This is a genomic window from uncultured Mailhella sp. (genome assembly GCF_947631555.1).
GTDB lineage: Bacteria > Desulfobacterota > Desulfovibrionia > Desulfovibrionales > Desulfovibrionaceae > Mailhella.
The window spans coordinates 13,316-32,074 of sequence record NZ_CANRLT010000009.1; the positions used below are offsets into that span (position 1 = coordinate 13,316).

An 18,759-nucleotide genomic window follows, 5' to 3' on the forward strand; every position below is an offset into this window, starting at 1 on the left:
CGTTCCGTTGCTTTTTTTCGTATAAATATTCTTGACATTCCCCTATGGGGAAGGACTAACATTTCGGTATTGTCACGAAAAGGTTTTCGCCGCATCCTCGGATCTGCGAAACCGTGAATCCTGAACCCGACGGAGAAAGTATGAACTATCACGACGAGGCTATGGGCCTGATCGAAACCCTCGGAATGGTGCCCGCCATCTACGGCGCGGACGCCATGCTGAAAGCCGCCGATGTCCAGCTTTTCTCCTATGAGAACGTGGGTTCCACGCTGGTGACGATCATGGTCAAGGGTGATGTGGCCGCGGTGCGCGCTTCCGTGGATGCGGGCAGGGTTGCGGCGTCCTCCATTGGCAAGCTGACGGCGCACAACGTCATGCCGCGCCCCGTGCGCGGGGTGGGCGAGATCGCCATGGTTCACAGCGTACTCAACGAACCCTCAGAGCCGCCGCTGCGCGCCCTGGCCCTTATCGAAACGTTCGGCATCGTCTACATGCTCGAAGCCGCCGATGCCATGATCAAGGCCGCCGATGTGGAACTTATCGGCTATGAAAACGTGGCGTCGGGATATATTTCCGTCCTCACCCAGGGCGATGTGGCCGCATGCAAGGCGGCCGTTGCTGCGGGCGTCAAGGCTGTGGAGGCCATGGGAACGACGGTGTACAGTTCCTGCGTGATCCCCACGCCGCACAGGGATCTTGTCAAGATGACCAGACGCTACGCCATCGAAAACCTTCTCGGCTGACGGGAAGACTTTCGGGATACGGGACACCGGAAGGGGATCGGAAGGATGATTGCCGACAAAGATCTGCTCTCCATACAGTACGCCAGAATCCTTGCGGAGAATGCGAGAGAAGCGCAGAAGAAACTTGCCGCGTTTTCCCAGGAACAGCTGGACACCATCGTTGAACATGTGGCCGGGGTCATGGAAACCCACGCCGCGGAGCTGGCGGCGCTATCCTTTGAGGAAACCGACTACGGACGGCCGGAAGACAAACAGGTGGAGATTCTTTTCGTCTGCCGCAGACTGAAGCTTGCCCTGCGCGGGATGCGCTGCGTGGGTACGCTGAAGACCGATGAAAAGGGAAATATTCTGGAAGTCGGGGTGCCGCGCGGCGTCATCGCAGCCTTATGCCCTTCCACCAGTCCGGTATCCACCACCATTTACAAATCGCTTCTGGCCATCAAGTCTGGTAACGCCATCGTCTTTTCCCTGCATCCGCGGGCGGTGCGCTGCATGGCCAGAACCCTCGACCTCGTCATCGCCGCGGCCACGGCCGCCGGACTGCCGGAAGGCTGCATCTCCTACCTTGAGATCACCACGAAAAGCGGCACGGCGGAACTTATGCAGCATCCGGCCACGTCTCTCGTTCTGCTGACGGGCGTGTCCGGCATGGTGGCGGCGGCGGAAGCCGCAGGCAAGCCCCTGATCTGCGGCGGCACGGGCAACGGACCGGCCTTCATCGAACGTACCGCCGATGTGCGCCAGGCCGTGCGAGACATCATTCTCAGCAAGACGTTCGACTGCGGCATCGCGCCTTCGGCGGAACAGTGCGTGGTAGTAGACGCCTGCATTGCCGAAGAGACCCGGCGCATCTTCGAGGAAGAAGGCGCCTGCTTCCTGGGTGAGCGCGAAACCCGTGCCCTTGCCGCAGTACTCTTTCACCACGACGGCAGGCGCCGCCGCGACATGCTGGGCATCGATGCCGTTACCCTTGCACACAGGGCAAATTTTTATGTGCCGGAAGGAACGAAGCTGCTCATTGCCGAACGCCGCTACGTTTCCGAGACCGACGCATACAACCGTGAGCTTCTGGCTCCCGTGCTTCCCTGGTACGTCGAAGACGACTGGATGCACGCCTGTGAGAAGTGCATTGAGCTGCTGCTCTTCGACAGGGCCGGACACACACTGGTCATCCATTCGCGGGACGCCGAAGTGATCCGGCAGTTCGCCCTGAAAAAGCCGGTAGCCAGACTGCTGGTGAACACACCCGCAGCCCTCGGCGGCATGGGCATCACCACGGAGCTTTTCCCGGCGCTGACGCTCGGCAGCGGGCTGGCCGGGCACGGCATGACCTCGGACAACGTTTCCCCCATGAATCTTGTCTATATCCGCAGAGTCGGCTACGGCGTGCGGAGCGCGGACAAGCTCCTGTATGAACCTGAGACCGCGCCGGCCGCACAGCCGGAACAGCCGGCTGAAGACAGGCTTGACACACTGCGCGCGCTTCTGCGGGAAGCGGTAGCTGCACTGTCCGGCACCGAACAGAAATGACGCTTTTCACCAACGGAGGAACTATGGTGGATCTTCACGATTTTTCCAGCAAGATTGCTGAGGCGACCAGGAATCTGTCCCCCGCGGAACGGGAGTCCCTGAGAAGGATATTTGAAGGCGTGTCCTCGGAACTTCTCCAGAAGGCGGCCAGCACCATTCCTGCCGCGCCTGCCGAGACACCTGCGTCCGCTGCATGCGTTCAGGCTGCGGGAACCGGCATTCCCAACGGCCCCACCGAAAGGCATAAACGTCTCAAGGCCAACTTCCTGAAACAGGTTCCGACCATTTCCATCCATCGTGCGCGGGTCATCACAGAAATCGACAAGGCGAATCCCGGTCTGCCCAAAATCGAGCTGCGGGCCAAGGCGTTCCGTCGCTGCTGCGAAACCGCCCCCCTGGTCATCCAGAAGGACGAACTTATCGTGGGCTGTCCCTGCGGCGGGCCGCGCACCGGCGCTTTCTCTCCCGATATTTCCTGGCGCTGGCTGCGCGACGAGCTTGATACCATCTCCAAGCGCCCGCAGGATCCCTTCTACATTTCCGAAGAAGATAAGAAGGTTCTGCGTGAGGAAATTTTCCCCTACTGGGAAGGCAAGTCCGTGGACGAATACTGCGAGGCGCAGTACCGCGAAGCCGGAGTCTGGGAACTTTCAGGCGAATCCTTCGTATCCGACTGTTCCTACCATGCCCTGAACGGCGGCGGCGACTCCAACCCCGGCTACGACGTCATCCTGATGAAGAAGGGTATGCTGGATGTTCAGCGCGAGGCCCGCGAACATCTTGAGCATCTGGACTACGAGAACCCAGAAGATCTGGACAAGATCTATTTCTACAAGTCCATTATCGACACCACCGAGGGTGTGATGGCCTATGCCCGCCGTCTTTCGGAATACGCGGCGGAGCTTGCGGCGCAGGAGACCGACCCCGTGCGCAAGGCCGAACTCCTGAAGATTTCCGAAGTGAACGCCCGCGTACCCGCCCACGCTCCCACAACTTTCTGGGAAGCCATTCAGTCCGTGTGGACCATAGAATCTCTGCTGCCCGTGGAAGAAAACCAGACAGGCATGTCCATCGGCCGCGTGGATCAGTATATGTATCCCTTCTTCAAGGCCGACCTGGATTCCGGACGCATGACCGAATACCAGGCGTTCGATCTTGCGGGCTGTATGCTCATCAAGATGTCGGAAATGATGTGGCTGACCAGTGAAGGCGGCTCCAAGTTCTTCGCCGGATACCAGCCCTTTGTGAACATGTGCGTGGGCGGCATCACCCGCGAGGGCCGCGACGCCACCAACGAGCTGACCTATCTGCTCATGGACGCCGTGCGCCATGTGCGTATCTACCAGCCTTCACTGGCCACCCGCGTCCATAACAAGTCGCCGGAGAAGTACCTCCGCAAGATTGTGGACGTTATCCGCTCCGGCATGGGCTTCCCGGCTGTGCATTTCGATGACACGCACATCAAGATGATGCTGGCCAAGGGCGTGTCCATGGAGGACGCCCGTGACTACTGTCTCATGGGCTGCGTGGAACCACAGAAGGCCGGCCGGCTGTACCAGTGGACCTCCACGTCCTACACCCAGTGGCCCATCTGCATCGAGCTTGTGCTCAACCACGGTGTGCCGCTGTGGTACGGCAAGCAGGTCTGCCCCGACCTCGGCGACCTGTCGCAGTTCGACACTTGGGAAAAATTCGATGCTGCGGTGAAGGAACAGATCAAGTATATCACCAAGTGGACATCCGTAGCCACGGTCATTTCCCAGCGCGTCCACCGTGAACTTGCGCCCAAGCCGCTCATGTCCATCATGTATGAGGGCTGCATGGAGCACGGCTGCGACGTATCTTCGGGCGGCGCAATGTACAACTTCGGACCCGGTGTGGTCTGGAGCGGCCTTGCCACCTACACGGACTCCATGTCCGCCATTAAAAAGCTGGTGTACGACGACAGAAAATACACCCTCGAACAGCTCAACGAGGCACTCAAGGCGGACTTCCAGGGCTATGACCAGATCCGTGCAGACTGCCTTGCCGCGCCCAAGTACGGCAACGATGACGACTACGCGGACTACATCGCCGCCGACCTCATCGCCTTTACCGAACGCGAGCACCGCAAATACAGGACGCTGTATTCCGTGCTGAGCCACGGTACGCTGTCCATTTCCAACAACACGCCCTTCGGTCAGCTCACCGGAGCATCGGCCAACGGCCGCCACGCCTGGCTGCCGCTTTCCGATGGCATCAGCCCCACGCAGGGCGCCGACTACAAGGGTCCCACGGCCATCATCAAAAGCGTGTCCAAAATGGCCAACGACAACATGAACATTGGTCTCGTCCACAACTTCAAGCTGATGAGCGGGCTGCTTGACACACCCGAAGGCGAGAACGGCATTGTCACGCTCATCCGCACGGCAAGTATTCTGGGCAACGGCGAAATGCAGTTCAACTACCTCGACAACGATACGCTGCTGGAAGCCCAGCAGCATCCCAGGGATTATCGGGATCTGGTGGTTCGTGTGGCCGGGTACAGCGCCTTCTTCGTGGAACTGTGCAAGGACGTGCAGGACGAGATCATCAGCAGAACGGTACTCCGTTCCATCTAGTCCGGCTCTTCGGACATCGTAAACAGGCACGGCCGTAGCTGCGGCCGCTCAGGAACAGGACGAATCAGGTGGAGCCGTTTCGTGGTGGAAAGAAAGGCGCTGATATTCAACATACAGAAATATAATCTGTATGACGGGCCAGGCATCAGGACGCTGGTCTTCTTCAAGGGCTGCCCCTTGCGCTGTCTCTGGTGCTCCAACCCGGAAGGACAGCTTCGCAGCTTTCAGATTCTGTTCAAGAAGGATCGCTGCGTGGACTGCGGGGCCTGCGCCGCGGCCTGTCCAGCGGGCGTTCACGTCATGGAAGGCTCGCGCCACACGGTGAAACGAGAGGCGGAGTGTGTGGGCTGCCGCAGATGCGAGGAAGCCTGCACCCAGGCTGCGCTCGGCGTGTCGGGTGAATACCGCACCATTTCGGAACTCATGGAAATCATTGAAGAAGACATGCCGTTCTACCAGAGTTCCGGCGGCGGCGTGACCCTGAGCGGCGGCGAAGTACTCATGCAGCCCGAAGCCGCGATCAACCTGCTGACTGCCTGCCGCCAGCGCGGAATCAATACCGCCATCGAGACCTGCGGCTACGCCCGGCCCGGAGTGGTGCGCCGGGCGGCTGAGGTGACAGATCTCTTCCTCTTCGATGTGAAGCATATGGATTCCGACCGTCACCGCCAGCTCACCGGCGTCCGCAACGAACCGATTCTCGACAATCTGCGCTGGCTGCTGGAAAACCGCTGCCACGTCAAGGTACGCGTCCCCCTGCTTAAGGGAATCAACGATGGAGAACGCGATATCGAGGCCTTGGTGCGCTTCCTGTCGCCCTACAGAGATCACCGCAACTGCAAGGGCATTGATCTGCTGCCGTACCACAAGCTGGGTGTCGGCAAGTACGCGCAGCTCGACCGAAGTTATCCCCTGCCGGGCGACCCTGCCCTGAGCGATGCCGACCTGGCGCGCGTGGAGAGAATCATCAGACAATACGATTTCCCTGTGACCATCGTCAGACATTGAGCCGAAAAAAGTTCTGCGAACTAACTATGCTGGCGTTCACCCGTTCCCGGAGCCTGCGGGCGCCGGTTCCCCATTTCAACCAGAAAACCTAAGGAGACAGCCATGACTTCCACCAACGCTTTGGGCATGATCGAAACCAAGGGCCTCGTCGGGGCCGTCGAAGCCGCCGATGCTATGGTCAAGGCCGCGAACGTCACTCTTATCGGCCGTGTGCAGGTCGGCGGCGGACTTGTTACCGTCATGGTCCGCGGCGATGTCGGCGCGGTGAAGGCCGCCACGGACGCCGGTTCCGCCGCTGCGCAGAAGGTAGGCGAACTCATCAGCGTCCACGTCATTCCCCGTCCCCATTCCGAAGTCGAGCTTATCCTTCCCCAGAGGGAAGCGTAAGGACAGCGGGCCGGAGCGCAGACTCCGGCCTTTCACGGCGCAGGCTGAGCGTGACGCCGTTGCAGTCTGAACTGGAAAAGGGTATGAGGGACAGGAAGGACGGATGCTCATTGGTAAAAAGCGCTGAACGGCCCCAAACTCATGGTCGTACGCGCTTCGATCCGGTGGACGGCAAACGTTACGCAATCCTTGCCGCCGACTGCGTGGGCAAACAGGTTCTCTCATGATGATCGGTTTCACCGCACGCATGGCGCTTGCCTTGCCCGACATAGCCGTGGATGCCGCCCTTGCGGGCATCCTGGACAAAGCGAAGATTGCCAGAGGTCTGTAAGATGGATGTGGACAGCCTTGGAATTGTGGAAGTCACGAGCATCGCTTCCGGCGTGGAGCTGGCCGACGCCATGGTCAAGGCGGCCAGCGTCGAACTGCTGCGCGCCGCAACGCTGTGTTCCGGCCGCTTCCTCATCTACGTTGCGGGTGACCGCGAGGCTGTGGAAACCTCCGTCAGACTGGCCAGGGGATCGGGCAGAAAACTGGCCGGTTCTTTCGTTATCTCCCACATTTCCCCCCTGCTCATAGCCGCATTGAAGCGCAGTGAACCATCTCTCCCGGGAGAAGCACTGGGCGTGGTGGAAAGCCGCGTTGTCTCGGCGGGGCTTGACGCCGCGGACAAGGCGGTAAAGCGTTCGGAAGTCCGACTGCTGAAATTTGTCTCTGGCCAGGGCATTGCCGGAAAAGCCTTCTTCGTCCTCGGCGGCGACGTGGCCGCAGTGCGCGAAGCCGTGAACGCGGCAGAAGAAGCGCTCGGATCACGGCTTGTGGAAGCCGTGGTCATTCCCCATCCCGCCGCATCGCTGGCAGCGGCCTTGACGGGCCTCGTGAGGTAAGCATGAAAAAAGAACTGATAACTGTGGACAATCTTGATTCCTTCCTCTGCGCTCAGGACGGCAGACTTTATGTGAACCGGAACAGAATGCTGTCTCCGGGGGCTAAGGACGAGCTGCATCGGCGCGGCGTGACCGTTGTCTACGGCGAGGAACCGGGTCCTGCTGTGCAGTCTGCGAGCGCGTGCCGTGGCTGCTGCGGTGCGGGCAGGACGTTTTTCGTCGGCCCGGAGGAAGGCGCGACTCTCGCGTCCGCGGGCAGTCTGGAGAGCCTGACCCTTGCGGTGGCCTCCATGCTGCGCAGGCAGTACGGCGTGACTGATCCCGAAGAGGTGCGCCGTATGACGGTGGAAGCTCTCAAAACCATCAAGGACAACATCTGACCCGTGCCTGGCGCATGACGGAAAATCCGCCGTGCCGAAGGTTAGCACTACAGCAGGCAAAACCAGACAAGACGAATTTTCAATCCAGAGCCGTTCCCTCCCTGAAGGGAACGGCTACGGAAAAGGATTCCATCGGTTTCACCGTGTTACCAATCACGCTTCCCCCTACAGGGAGAACTTTCAAACCTCAAAGGAACGTTTAATGAAACAGGACGCACTCGGCATGATCGAAACGTGGGGGCTGGTCGGCTGCATTGAAGCAGCAGACGCCATGCTCAAGGCCGCCAACGTCACACTTGTCAACCGCGAACAGGTGGAGGGCGGCATAGTTACCGTCATGGTGCGCGGCGACGTGGGCGCCGTAAAGGCCGCTGTCGATGCTGGAGCCGCCGCTGCCGGGCGAGTGGGGCATCTGCGCAGCTCTCATGTCATTCCCCGCCCGCACGATGAAGTGGAGATGATTCTGCCCCGCCGTCCCAAAGGCGCTGACTAGCGCACGTCTGCATTTAAAGAAGCAGGGGTCAAACATTCCCTCGTTTTGCACGGGCACGTCCCGTGGTGAAGCAACCTTCCTGGAGAAACAGCGTGACTCAGTTCCGCGGGAAAACAAAGATCTGCTATGGCAGATACGCTCTTGATACGCTGGAGGAACTGCCCTGTACCCGCGCCTTCGTGGTGACGGATCCGTTCATGGTCAAAAGCGGCTTTGCCGATCAGATTACCAGCCATTTGGAACGGCGGAACATACCGCACTGTCTTTTTTCCCATGTGGAGCCTGACCCGTCGCTGGAAACAGTGAAACGAGGCACGGTGGAATTCGTGTCCGCGCGGGCGGATCTCATCGTGGCTCTCGGCGGCGGTTCCGCCATCGACACCGCAAAGGCCATAGCCTTTTTTGCGGGCAGGGCCGCGCCGCAGCTTCCCCGCCCCCTTCTCGCCGCCATTCCCACCACCAGCGGCACGGGTTCTGAAGTCACGGCCATTTCCGTAGTCACGGACAAGACCCATGGTGTGAAGATTCCGCTCAACGACGAACTGCTCATCCCGGACGTGGCCATTCTCGATGCCCGCTTCACCCGCACCGTGCCGCCTTCGGTCACGGCAGCTACGGGCATGGACGTGCTGACCCATGCCGTGGAAGCCTATACCTCGCGCGAGAACAACGCCTTTACCGATATGCTGGCGGTACAGGCCATACGTTATGTATTCTCCTTCCTCTTCAAGGCATATCAGCAGATGGAAGACATGCAGGCCAGGGAGATGATGCTTCTCGGTTCCTGCATGGCCGGCATGGCCTTCAACAACAGCGGACTTGGCATCACTCACAGCATGGCCCACGCTCTGGGCGGACAGTTCCATATTCCCCACGGACTGGCAAACGCCGTGCTTCTGCCCCACACCATACGCTTCAACAGCTTTGATGCAGGCGTCCGCTACCGCGAGCTGGCTCGTATCATCGGCCTGCCTCACGCCAATGTGGAGGAAGGCACCAGCGCCCTTGTCGAGGCCGTCCTCCGGCTGAATGAGAACATGGGCATTCCCACCCGTATCCGGGATCTCAAAGTCGAGGAGACAGCGTTCCGCGCCGCACTCGACACCATGGCATCCCACGCGCTGGACGACATGTGCACAAAAAGCAACCCCCGCAGACCGTCTCTGGCGGATCTCCGGCTGTTGCTGGAGCAGGCGTGGTAGACGCCCTGATCCCGCCGGAGCCTGACGGCGGCCACAGCCGAACCATGCGCAAGATTATTCTCATCGGGGAGTGGAAGTCGGGCAAGAGTTCGCTTATCCGTGCGCTTTCCGGAGCGGACTATGCATCGCGCAAGGTGCTTGCGATAGACTTCTTCCGAAATTTCGTCAACACGCCCAGCGAATTTCTGGAGAACCGCCGCTTCTATTCCGCACTCATCACCGCCTCCGCCGAATGCGACATGCTGGCTTTCGTTCAGGATGCCGCCCGGCGCTCCTGCCAGATTCCTCCGGCCTTTGCGTCCATGTTCAACCGCCGCGTCATCGGCGTCGTCACCAAGATAGACCTGCCCGAAGCGGATATCGACCGCGCACGCCGCTTCCTGCACAATGCAGGCGTGAGGGAAATCTTCTGCGTCAGTGTGACGCAAGGCACGGGTATGGACGCTCTGCGCTCTGCTGTGGAGAATTGACGCGTCAAGCCGGGGCCTGTCTTATACAGGCTTGCGGCTTGCCTCCTCCGCCGTCCTTAAAACAAAAACTGGATATTCCCGGAAGTCTGCTTTTTTTGCACCCCGAGGCGAAGCCTACGCGGGTTCGCGGTTCACCCTGATGAGCAGTTCCGTTACATGCACGTCGCTGTTGCTCGTGGTCCAGTAGTCGGAAACATAGCGTTCACAGCAGTCCTCGCCCGGAGTGTAGCCGTGGCTCTCCAGCCATTCCAGGCATTTTTCGTACGTCTTCCGAACGTTTTCATGTGCGCCGATGTGGTAGCAGGAGGCCATCAGACAGCCGCCGAAGTCCACGCGTTCACCCTCCCCGCAGGGTTCGATCACCCGCTGCATGATGCGGATACGCTGAGACTTTCCCTCCATTCTGTCCCTGAGGCTGGAAAACTGAATATACACCGGCCCGGTGATGGCATTGCCGGTCTTTTCCACATGATTCATGAAGTCGAGATTGATAATGGCGGATTTAAGATCACTCTCAAAGGACTGATCCTGAAACAGCAGCCGCGCGCTTTCTACATACTTGACCGAGACCTCGCGCGCACCATCGGCGATGACCAGTTCCGCCTCGCGCATCAGTGAATACCAGTCACGGACGGATTTCTCACAGCGATTCAATTCCGTCTGCGCCTTGTGCAGTTCGTCCAGCTTGTGTTCAAAGGCCGTGCGCAGCGCGCTGTACACATGCCCCTGACAGCCGGAAATGAACGTGCGCATCTCGTCGAGCCGGAAGCCCATCTGTTTGTAATACTTCAGCACCGGCACGAGCAGCAGATCGTCATGCGTGTACATCCGGTAATTGTTGTTATCGTGGCGCAGTGACGAAATAAGGCCGATCTTGTCGTAGAAGCGGAGCGCCTTTTTGGAGATGTTGCAAAGCCGGCTCAATTCACCGATGGAATACTGTTGCTTGCGTGGCATGGCGGATCCTGGGAGGGAGGGGCGGGCGGCCTGCGGTTGAATCCCGAACAGTCTGTTTATAGCCTGTTCGGAGCGTTTTGACCAGCCTCCATCAGCCTCCCTCTCCGAATGCGCTTGACGCCTCGGAGGGGGGGGCTTAAACTTGCTGACTGTTCCGCGGGAATGCGCGTGTCTCATGGAGCCGCAGATAAGGAGAGTCCATGATGGAACAGCCGTATTTCGCTCCCACTGTGGAAGAGAGTTACTACCGTCTCCTCACCCATATTCCCGGCATGGTGTACCGCTGCCGGGTGGACAAGGTTGCAGACGACGATGGCTCGCAGCATTTTGAATATGTGCTGGAGTTCGTCAGCGAAGGCAGCCAGCGGCTCATCGGCATCGCAGCCAATGTGCTTCTGGGACAGAAGCAAAACGTCTTCGAGCGCATGACGCACCCGGACGATCTGGTCAGAATGCGGCAGGAAATCTATGACAGAGTTGTCCGCCGTGAGCCGTATCAGGTCATGTACCGGCTGCTTCTGCCCGGCAGCGTGACAAAGTGGATCTGGGACCAGGGAGAAGGCGTGTTCGGACCGGACGATGGGCTGTGGTATCTTGAAGGCCTGATGCTGGACGTGAGCGAACAGAAGTTCATGGAACTAAGCCTTCGAGAAGAAAACCGGCAAATCCGAGCCGCGTCGTCCACGCTCTTCAGCCTCGGCAATCTGGTGGGGCAGAGCGAAAGTATGCGCCACGTCTACGAGCTGATCCTGAAGGCGGCGGAGACCGAGACCAACGTCATCATCTACGGGGAGACCGGCGTGGGCAAGGACGTGGCGGCGCGGGCCATCCATACGCTGAGCGGCAGAAAAGGCCCCTATATTCCGGTGAACTGCGGTGCCATCCCGGACGCGCTCATGGAGAGCGAATTTTTCGGCCATGTCAAGGGAGCCTTTACCGGAGCCACTGGCAATAAGGAAGGCTATATCGCCGCGGCCGACGGCGGGACGCTGTTTCTTGACGAAATCGGGGAACTTCCCCTGCATCTTCAGGTGAAGCTGCTGCGCACACTGGAAAACAAGATGTACACGCCCGTGGGCAGCCATACGCCCAAAACTTCTTCCTTTCGGCTGGTGGCGGCAACCAACCAGGATCTTCACCGGCTGGTGAAGGAAAAAAAGATGCGTTCCGACTTCTATTACCGCGTACACGTCCTTGCCATCACGGTGCCACCGCTCCGGGAACGGCTGAGCGACCTGCCGCTGCTCATCGCAGGCTGGCAGGACAGGCGCGGCGTGCAGATAGACATTCCGCTCAACGTGCGCCTGGCCATGGAGCGCTATCAGTGGCCCGGCAACATTCGGGAACTGTATAACTTTCTCGATCGCTACGCGGCGTTCGGCGAGGCGGCGCTGGATTCCCTCGGCGAAGCGGCCCGCTGGTCCGCAGCCGTTCTGCCGCAGGAGACGGAAGCTGGAGTCACGCTGGAAGAAGCAACGCTTCAGCTTGAAGAGAAGCTCATCAGAAAAACGCTGGACGCCTGCCGCTGGCATCGGGGTGAGGCCGCGCAAAGGCTGGGTCTCAACCTGCGTACCTTGCAGCGGAAAATGAAAAGACTGGGACTCGGCGGCAGAAAAGAGAGCGGCAAAGCGCACTCCAAAGCCTGACCTCTGCCGTTTACACCCCGAAGAGAGAAATGTCAGCAGCCTCACCCGTGCTGAATCAGGGCATGTAATCCGCCCCGTTGTGTTTTTCAGTGGCGGAAAGGCCGGGGATGCTGGCACGGAAACTCCCGTATCCCTGGCCCTCCCTCAATGCCGCACGGAATCGGAGAAAAGGTTGATGACGAGGACGCCCGCAATCATGAGGCCAAGGCCGATATAGGCGGGCAGGTCGAGGTGCTGTTTGAAGTAGAACACGCCCACGGCGGAAACGAAGATGATGCCGAGCGCGCACCAGATAGCGTAGGCGATGCCCACAGGCATAGTCTTCAGGACATGGGAAAGGGCATAGAAGGACACCACATAGCCTGCGATGGCGCAAAGCGTGGGAACGAGCCGTGTGAACTGTTTGGAAGCGTTGAGGCAGGAGGTAGCGAACGTCTCGGCCAGAATAGTAATCAGAAGCAGGCCGTAAGTCATGAGCAGTCCGCGCATGTCGTGTTTCCTTGTTTGGGGTGCGCAGGCAGTGGGGTTGCCTCGCCAGATTCTCTCTTGCTTCGTGTCAGTGCACAAGGGGGGCTGTATTGAAGACGTCACTTGAGAAAGCCATCCGCCATCGCTCCTCCAACCGGCTGTGCAGCCTGAACTTTCTGGATGGAGGGAAAAGGCGTTCCCTGGCTTCGCCGTTTTGTCAGCAACTCATCCTGTAAGATAATGCTTCAGGCCAAAAAAAATTTTTGCCCGGGCCACGCCGATCGTACTCCCTTGCCGGAGTCTGCGCCGTTCCTGGGCTGACGGAATAGCCTGCGGAAGCGGGGAGGGATGAAACCGTCCCCCCCCGCTTCAGGTCAGTCTTCCTCGTAGACGGGGTTGAGCTGATAGACCATTTCAATGCCGTCATGCAGGGAACCGGTGACAAGGCAGCCATTCTTCATGACACGGGCCACACGGTCGAAGAGGTCAAGATCTTCTTCATCGATGCCCACATTGGCGGTGATGGTGATTTTCAGGACGCGGCTCTGGCCTTTTTCGTTGGCGTCAACGTCCATCACGGCGTTGAGGTCGAGGCTGGTATAGTTGAGTCCGCGGGCTTCCATGGCGGCGTTGAGAGCAGATGCGTAGCAGTACAGCGCGGAGGCGCAAAGAAGCTGCTTGGCCGTACCGCTGCGCTTGTCCGCAGGGATGTTGGTGTTGTCAACGACGATCTGCTTCAGTGCGGCACCGCCGGTGTCGATGGTGTGAACGTCTCCGTCTCTATGATAGGCGACAGTAAGCTGCATGGGAAGGCTCCTTGGATGGATGGCAGGAAGGGAAACGCCCGGAGCACGCGCGGCGTGTCATCCGGGCGCCGAGGGGGAGAGTGCGGCCCCTCTGATATCAGGCGCAGTCGTGCTTATCCCAGGGTTCGCGGTTGTCGCGCTGGATCACGGATTCCATGCGGGCAATAGCTTCCTTGAGTTTTCTGATTTCGTCGAGCTTCAGGTTGGGGTTCTTCATCACCTGATAGATGATGGCACCTGTGCAGGCTTCGCTGACGGGAAGGTCGGCGATGGTGGCGATGGTGACGGCAATGTCCTGCGCGTTGACGGCTCGGTCCACGGAACCGGCCTTGCCGTTGATGGCGAGACCCTGGAAGGCAGCGCCGGAGCCGTTGACGACGACGATCAGGGTGCGGCGGTCGGCGGCTTCCACGGCGGCGGCGAGAGCGGCGTCTCCTTCGGCGAGAACGAAGACCGTTTCACCTGGGGTTTCAAACAGGGCGGCGATGCCGTCGGCTTCGGACCGAACCGCACCGAGGGCTTCTGCGGCTTCGGCCATGCCGGAGCAGCTTGCGTTGGGGAGAAGTGCGGCCTTCTTCAGAGAGTCCGCAGAGGCGTTGAGCACGAGGACAGCTTTTTTCTCAGCCATGTCGGTATTCCTTCAAAAGAGTCAATCTGTTGTGAGTGTAAACCGAAGACCCCGGTCTGCGGGGCACCCGCAGGCCGGCACTTACTTGACGAGGTTCGGATCTTCCATGATCTGGTAGATGGGCGCGCCTTCCGCATCAGCGGGGATGGGGTTGCCGGTGATGTAGCAGAGCGTGGGCACGATGTCGGCCAGCCAGCGGGGGCGGGGATAGCGGAAGCCCTTTTTGATGTTGGGTCCGCGGAACATGAGCAGATTCTTCAGGCTGCCGCAGCCGGATTCACCGGTGGGCAGGCCGTAGCCGTGTTCCGCCATATACTCGGGCTTGAGCACATAGACCACGTCACCAGCCTGCGCTCCGCCCATGCCGAAGACGTGGGCGTCTTCCTTACGCACGGCCAGAAGCACGGGACGCTCGCCCGTCTCGGGATGCCGGTAGTCCAGGAGGGCGTCAATGATGCGGGAACGTACCTTCTCGTAATCTTCAGGCTCCACGATGCCGCCGGGGTATCTGCCCTTGAGGTTCACATACACGAACATGTAGCGCTGCGGAACCGCAAGGGATTTGTTCACGTCGAGGACGTAGTTGAAGCCCTCGGATTCTTCGTAAATGTCCCAGTAGTTTTCCGACTTCTTGGGTTCGTAGGAGCAGAGACCGGCTTCCCTGAGTGCATGGGCGGTGTTGAGGATGGGCCCCATGGGGGTGGCGCCGTGGTCGGAGCACACACACATGAGGGTTTCCTCGCCCATGAGTTCCATAAGATTGCCCAGGAGACGGTCTTCCACGGTATAGATGTGGCGCTCCATCTTTTCAGCGCGGGCGCGTACCTCGGGATCCTTGCTGTCCAGATCGCTCAGCCAGCCGTGATAGAACCAGTCGATGGGGTGGGAGTGCATGTAGAACAGATCCCAGTCGGGGTTGGCAGTGAGCAGGCACTTGACGGCGTTCCAGAGCCACGCGCTGTGAAATTCCACCAGCTCACACACGGTATCGGTATCGATGATACCGTGCAGGTAGGCTACGAGGCCGATGTCGTTGGCGGTAATCTGACGGGAGAGGTCGATCTGATCCGCGGCGGAGGCGGGCGAAATGAAGCCGATGCGTCCGGCAATGCCGGAGACGTACAGCTTGAACTCTTCCGCGTCATCGGAGAGCTGCATCAGCTTGCAGCGGAATACACCCTTTTCGGTGCGCCCGTCAGCGGCGATGGTGAAATCGTGCTGCACCGGCTCACTCCACTGGCCGACCTTGATGGTGAAGAAGGCCTTGGCGTAGTCCTTTTCCGGGCAGAGTGCAAAGGTGTCAAAGCCATCGTCACCGCTTTCCCAGGCCAGGCCGTACCACGTCTGATCGTTCAGCGGCTCAATGGATTCCTTGAAGTGCATCTTCACGGTCATTTCCAGAGGCTCATCGCAGTCGGGGAGATTCTTCCAGCCCTTGGCGTCATCGAAACGCCCCTGAACACCCATCGGGTAGTAGTCGGTGGAGATCACGCTCTCGGAAGCGAGAAATTCCTTGTGTTCGTTGCCATGCAGCGGCCAGCGGGTCTCTGCGGGAGAAAGCCCCTGCCCCATGACCAGGATGCCGTTGTTCATGTGCGAAGGCCAGGACATGGGGTAGTTCACCACGATGCACTTCTTGCCCGCCTTGTCCCATGCGTCCCAGATGGTCTGGGCGGTCAGAATGTCGGAACCGAAGGCCTGCGAGGTCTCCTTGTAGTCGAGGCTGCGGCCTTCGTGGTAGTAATAGTAATCTTCCACACCGTGGGTGCGGGGATAGGCGCCCGTGCAGATGGTGGCCCAGGACGGAGGCGTGACAGTGGGCAGATTGTAGCCTTCGGGGATGAAACTCCCTTCGGCCATGAACTTGCGGAAGTTGTCCAGTCCGCCCTGGGCGAGCATCGCTTCGAGGCGTTTGGGGATAAGGCAGTCGTAGCCGATGAGCGCGGCTCTTTTTGCTTTGGGCGACATAGGAAGCTCCTTGAAACGCATATTGGATGGATGGTCCGGCAGGAAAGCCTGCCCTGCGCTCCATATTTCAAAAACCGTGCCAAAAATCATTCTCTGAGGATTTTGAAGAAATATTTCCAATTAAACGGAAGGTTACAAAAGCACTTACACAAACAACGATACGAGGGCACGAAAAAAGAACCCATGCGAAGCAAAAAAACAGGACAATTTTGTCAGGTTATCCCCAGGGAAAGGAAAAAATAAATATTTTTAGCATGGTTAGATATAAACGACAAATTTGTCGTTTATCACGAAAAAAATGTCATGCTCGTGGCAAATGAACGTATTTTTTGTAAAAAATATAAAAATATCACATAATTATTAAAAACTATGGTTTGGCATAATTTTTGCTTGGGAGAAAAAAAATTAAAGCAGCGTCCGCTGAAACTTTTGATAAGGAGAGTGCCATGGCCACACCTACCCTCACCCCTGAGCAGAACGACCTCCGACCGGAAAAAGGAATTTTCTGGCCGGCCGTTATCGGCGTTCTGCTGATAGCTCTGCCCATGCTGTTCTTCCCCAAGGCGTCGGAAGAAATCATCGGTGCCATCTACACGCCGTTCAGCCTCAAGTTCGGTTCCCTGTATCTGTGGATTACCGTCGGGCTTATCGGACTGTGCGTCTACTTTGTGTGCAGCCGCTACGGTGACATCAAATTCGGCGATCCCGAGGAAAAGCCCGAGTATTCTCTGGTGTCCTGGGTCGCCATGATCTTCTGTTCCGGCGTGGCCGGCGCGGTCATGTTCTGGTCCATCGTGGAACCGCTGTGGGACCTTATCACTCCTCCCCAGTATGCGGCTCCGCTGAGCACGGACGCCTTCGACTGGGCGCTCGCCTACATGCTGCTGCACTGGGGGCCCAACGCCTGGTGCACCTATTTCATCAGCGCCCTGCCCATCGCCTACCTGTTCCATATCCGCCGTCAGCCCGTGCTGCGCATCTCCGCAGCCTCCCAGGTCGTGCTGGGAAAACAGACCAACGGCATTGTCGGCCGTACCTGCGACGTGTTCTTCATTCTCGGTCTGCTGTTCTGCACGGCTGTGACCATGTGCATTTCCCTGCCCACGGTGGAAGCTGCGCTCGATAAGGTCTTCGGCATCACGCCTTCCTTCTCCGTGGAAATCACCATCCTCATTGTGAGTGCCGGCATCGCCGCATGGTCTGTATGGTCCGGCCTGAACAAAGGCATCAAGGTGCTTTCCAACATCAACGTGGCCATCGCTCTCGCCATGGTGGCCTACGGCGCGCTATGCGGCCCCACCGCCTCCCTGTTCGACATCTTCACCAACGCGTTCGGCAAGTTCCTCGGCAATTTCTGGAACATGAACTTCTGGACCTCGCCCTTCAGCGACAACTCCTTCCCCCGCGACTGGACCATTTTCTACGCCCTGTTCTGGGCCGGCTACGGCCCCTTCATGGGCCTGTTCATTGCCCGTATCTCCCGCGGCCGCACCGTGCGTGAAGTCATCGCCTGGGGCCTCGTGGGAACCTGCGCCGGCGGCTACCTGATCCACGGCGTGTTCGCTTCCTATACCCTGTACATCCAGTACCATGGCATGCTTGATGCGGTGAGCATCCTCAAGGCCTCCGGCGGCCCCGCCGCCATGATGGCCGTTCTCGATACGCTGCCCTTCGGCAAGCTCGTCATGCTGGTCTACTGCGCCTTCTCCACCATCTTCCTGGCCACCTCCGTGGACTCCGGCTGCTACGTCATCTCCTCCGTGGCGACCACCCGCATGGGCGTCAACGACGACCCCGCCCGCTGGCATCGTTCCTTCTGGGCTCTCGTTCAGGCACTCCTGGCCCTCGGCCTGCTGTCCATCGGCGGCCTCGGTGTGGCCAAGATCTTCGGCAACTTCTCCGGCGCACTCATGGCCCTGCCGGTCATACTGCTCACCATCGCCTGGCTGAAGATCATCAGGAAGGACGGAAACTACATGCTCTGCAACTTTGTGGAAAAAGACTGCCTGCCTTCCGACATGGACAATGTGACTGAAGAAGACACGGCGAAGTAGTACACGCTTCCACCCTCCCCCGTACGGCCCCCGGAGATTCTTCTCCGGGGGCTTTTTTACGCCAGTCCGCTCCAAGAATAAAGATGGAAAGCATACCCTCCGTAGAAAATCGCCTTTGCCACACAAAACGCCTGTATAAGCCTAGGCAATGTGTTCGACAACAACACACAGCAACTCCAAAGATAGATGGCGAAGTGTAAAAAACTGGTACATATTGTTACAATATATTAATTTGCAAGAACAGAAGAATAGTGCTTAACCAATATGAGGTTACAAGACTCCCATGAATACGAGTTATCCTAGTGACATAATACGGACTGCAATCTCATCCATACTGGATATAGACAATAACTAGATAGAATCTTTGCTTAGAAAGAGTGGGAAAAACCGCAAATTCCCTTATAAAAGAGACAAAAAGGTTAAACATTAATACTGACTGTTCTGGACTGCACAAAGGAAATTTTTAGACGGACTCTTTATTGTATTGAAAGCCAGCAATTTTATGAGGGCGATCCGAAGCCGTCACATGGAA

17 protein-coding genes and 1 pseudogene are annotated in these 18,759 nt (G+C 58.6%); 13 read left to right on the forward strand and 5 right to left on the reverse strand.

Annotated features, from left to right (window positions below; genetic code table 11):
• Window positions 1-140: 140 nt before the first annotated feature.
• The 11 genes and pseudogenes from Q0Z94_RS02355 to eutP form a co-directional block, all read left to right on the forward strand.
• Window positions 141-386, forward strand: a pseudogene (locus tag Q0Z94_RS02355) (BMC domain-containing protein); the annotation flags it as partial.
• A gap of 24 nt (window positions 387-410) precedes the next feature.
• Window positions 411-743, forward strand: coding sequence for a BMC domain-containing protein (locus Q0Z94_RS02360; protein WP_366517560.1), 333 nt, complete (start codon window positions 411-413; stop codon window positions 741-743).
• A 45-nt stretch (window positions 744-788) separates the two neighbouring features.
• Entirely contained in the window at window positions 789-2,273 is a 1,485-nt protein-coding gene (locus Q0Z94_RS02365) for an aldehyde dehydrogenase family protein (RefSeq protein ID WP_298067335.1), read from the forward strand.
• Between the two features lie 26 nt (window positions 2,274-2,299).
• Window positions 2,300-4,873 (forward strand): choline trimethylamine-lyase, encoded by a 2,574-nt coding sequence (cutC, locus tag Q0Z94_RS02370; protein WP_366517561.1) that lies wholly within the window; start codon window positions 2,300-2,302, stop codon window positions 4,871-4,873.
• 81 nt (window positions 4,874-4,954) lie between these two features.
• A complete protein-coding gene (gene cutD, locus Q0Z94_RS02375; protein ID WP_298067339.1) occupies window positions 4,955-5,881 on the forward strand; it encodes a choline TMA-lyase-activating enzyme in 927 nt (308 codons plus the stop codon).
• A 102-nt stretch (window positions 5,882-5,983) separates the two neighbouring features.
• The gene (locus Q0Z94_RS02380) at window positions 5,984-6,268 is read left to right on the forward strand and encodes a BMC domain-containing protein (protein ID WP_298067341.1); all 285 of its coding nucleotides are present in this window, start codon (window positions 5,984-5,986) and stop codon (window positions 6,266-6,268) included.
• A gap of 332 nt (window positions 6,269-6,600) precedes the next feature.
• Window positions 6,601-7,155, forward strand: a complete 555-nt coding sequence (locus Q0Z94_RS02385; protein WP_298067343.1) for a BMC domain-containing protein — start codon at window positions 6,601-6,603, stop codon at window positions 7,153-7,155.
• 2 nt (window positions 7,156-7,157) lie between these two features.
• Window positions 7,158-7,535, forward strand: coding sequence for a hypothetical protein (locus Q0Z94_RS02390; protein ID WP_298067345.1), 378 nt, complete (start codon window positions 7,158-7,160; stop codon window positions 7,533-7,535).
• Between the two features lie 202 nt (window positions 7,536-7,737).
• A complete protein-coding gene (locus tag Q0Z94_RS02395) occupies window positions 7,738-8,028 on the forward strand; it encodes a BMC domain-containing protein (RefSeq protein WP_298067346.1) in 291 nt (96 codons plus the stop codon).
• A gap of 92 nt (window positions 8,029-8,120) precedes the next feature.
• Entirely contained in the window at window positions 8,121-9,230 is a 1,110-nt protein-coding gene (locus tag Q0Z94_RS02400; protein WP_298067348.1) for a 1-propanol dehydrogenase PduQ, read from the forward strand.
• A complete protein-coding gene (gene eutP, locus Q0Z94_RS02405) occupies window positions 9,224-9,700 on the forward strand; it encodes a EutP/PduV family microcompartment system protein (protein ID WP_298067350.1) in 477 nt (158 codons plus the stop codon). The genes Q0Z94_RS02400 and eutP overlap by 7 nt, the downstream gene beginning before the upstream one ends.
• 114 nt (window positions 9,701-9,814) lie before the next feature.
• Here eutP and Q0Z94_RS02410 read toward each other — a convergent pair whose 3' ends face one another.
• Window positions 9,815-10,657, reverse strand: coding sequence for a GyrI-like domain-containing protein (locus Q0Z94_RS02410; RefSeq protein WP_298067351.1), 843 nt, complete (start codon window positions 10,655-10,657; stop codon window positions 9,815-9,817).
• Between the two features lie 200 nt (window positions 10,658-10,857).
• Here Q0Z94_RS02410 and Q0Z94_RS02415 point away from each other — a divergent pair, with 200 nt between their 5' ends.
• On the forward strand, window positions 10,858-12,303 hold the full coding sequence (locus tag Q0Z94_RS02415) for a sigma 54-interacting transcriptional regulator (protein WP_298067352.1): 1,446 nt from the start codon (window positions 10,858-10,860) through the stop codon (window positions 12,301-12,303).
• A 144-nt stretch (window positions 12,304-12,447) separates the two neighbouring features.
• On the opposite strand, the gene Q0Z94_RS02420 is transcribed toward Q0Z94_RS02415, so the two are convergent.
• The 4 genes from Q0Z94_RS02420 to Q0Z94_RS02435 all read right to left on the reverse strand — a co-directional run bounded on the left by Q0Z94_RS02420 (window position 12,448) and on the right by Q0Z94_RS02435 (window position 16,173).
• Window positions 12,448-12,792, reverse strand: a complete 345-nt coding sequence (locus tag Q0Z94_RS02420) for a multidrug efflux SMR transporter (protein WP_298067355.1) — start codon at window positions 12,790-12,792, stop codon at window positions 12,448-12,450.
• 353 nt (window positions 12,793-13,145) lie between these two features.
• Entirely contained in the window at window positions 13,146-13,577 is a 432-nt protein-coding gene (locus Q0Z94_RS02425) for an OsmC family protein (protein WP_298067358.1), read from the reverse strand.
• A 97-nt stretch (window positions 13,578-13,674) separates the two neighbouring features.
• Window positions 13,675-14,205: a hypothetical protein gene (locus Q0Z94_RS02430; protein WP_298067360.1), complete on the reverse strand. Its 531-nt coding sequence runs from the start codon at window positions 14,203-14,205 to the stop codon at window positions 13,675-13,677.
• Between the two features lie 81 nt (window positions 14,206-14,286).
• A complete protein-coding gene (locus tag Q0Z94_RS02435) occupies window positions 14,287-16,173 on the reverse strand; it encodes an alkaline phosphatase family protein (RefSeq protein WP_298067363.1) in 1,887 nt (628 codons plus the stop codon).
• Window positions 16,174-16,619: 446 nt separating this feature from the next.
• Between Q0Z94_RS02435 and Q0Z94_RS02440 the strand changes: the two genes are divergently transcribed.
• Complete coding sequence (locus Q0Z94_RS02440) at window positions 16,620-18,227, forward strand: BCCT family transporter (protein ID WP_298067365.1); 1,608 nt, start codon at window positions 16,620-16,622, stop codon at window positions 18,225-18,227.
• Window positions 18,228-18,759 lie beyond the last annotated feature (532 nt).

What these genes read in the sequence shown, in the direction of transcription:
- Q0Z94_RS02390 (WP_298067345.1), top strand. Translation starts at nt 7,158, where the DNA reads ATGAAAAAAGAACTGATAACTGTGGACAATCTTGATTCCTTCCTCTGC.
- Q0Z94_RS02410 (WP_298067351.1), bottom strand. Translation starts at nt 10,657, where the DNA reads ATGCCACGCAAGCAACAGTATTCCATCGGTGAATTGAGCCGGCTTTGC.
- Q0Z94_RS02420 (WP_298067355.1), bottom strand. Translation starts at nt 12,792, where the DNA reads ATGCGCGGACTGCTCATGACTTACGGCCTGCTTCTGATTACTATTCTG.
- Q0Z94_RS02435 (WP_298067363.1), bottom strand. Translation starts at nt 16,173, where the DNA reads ATGTCGCCCAAAGCAAAAAGAGCCGCGCTCATCGGCTACGACTGCCTT.
- Q0Z94_RS02380 (WP_298067341.1), top strand. Translation starts at nt 5,984, where the DNA reads ATGACTTCCACCAACGCTTTGGGCATGATCGAAACCAAGGGCCTCGTC.
- Q0Z94_RS02440 (WP_298067365.1), top strand. Translation starts at nt 16,620, where the DNA reads ATGGCCACACCTACCCTCACCCCTGAGCAGAACGACCTCCGACCGGAA.
- Q0Z94_RS02425 (WP_298067358.1), bottom strand. Translation starts at nt 13,577, where the DNA reads ATGCAGCTTACTGTCGCCTATCATAGAGACGGAGACGTTCACACCATC.
- Q0Z94_RS02430 (WP_298067360.1), bottom strand. Translation starts at nt 14,205, where the DNA reads ATGGCTGAGAAAAAAGCTGTCCTCGTGCTCAACGCCTCTGCGGACTCT.
- Q0Z94_RS02360 (WP_366517560.1), top strand. Translation starts at nt 411, where the DNA reads ATGGTTCACAGCGTACTCAACGAACCCTCAGAGCCGCCGCTGCGCGCC.
- Q0Z94_RS02415 (WP_298067352.1), top strand. Translation starts at nt 10,858, where the DNA reads ATGATGGAACAGCCGTATTTCGCTCCCACTGTGGAAGAGAGTTACTAC.
- Q0Z94_RS02395 (WP_298067346.1), top strand. Translation starts at nt 7,738, where the DNA reads ATGAAACAGGACGCACTCGGCATGATCGAAACGTGGGGGCTGGTCGGC.
- Q0Z94_RS02365 (WP_298067335.1), top strand. Translation starts at nt 789, where the DNA reads ATGATTGCCGACAAAGATCTGCTCTCCATACAGTACGCCAGAATCCTT.
- Q0Z94_RS02385 (WP_298067343.1), top strand. Translation starts at nt 6,601, where the DNA reads ATGGATGTGGACAGCCTTGGAATTGTGGAAGTCACGAGCATCGCTTCC.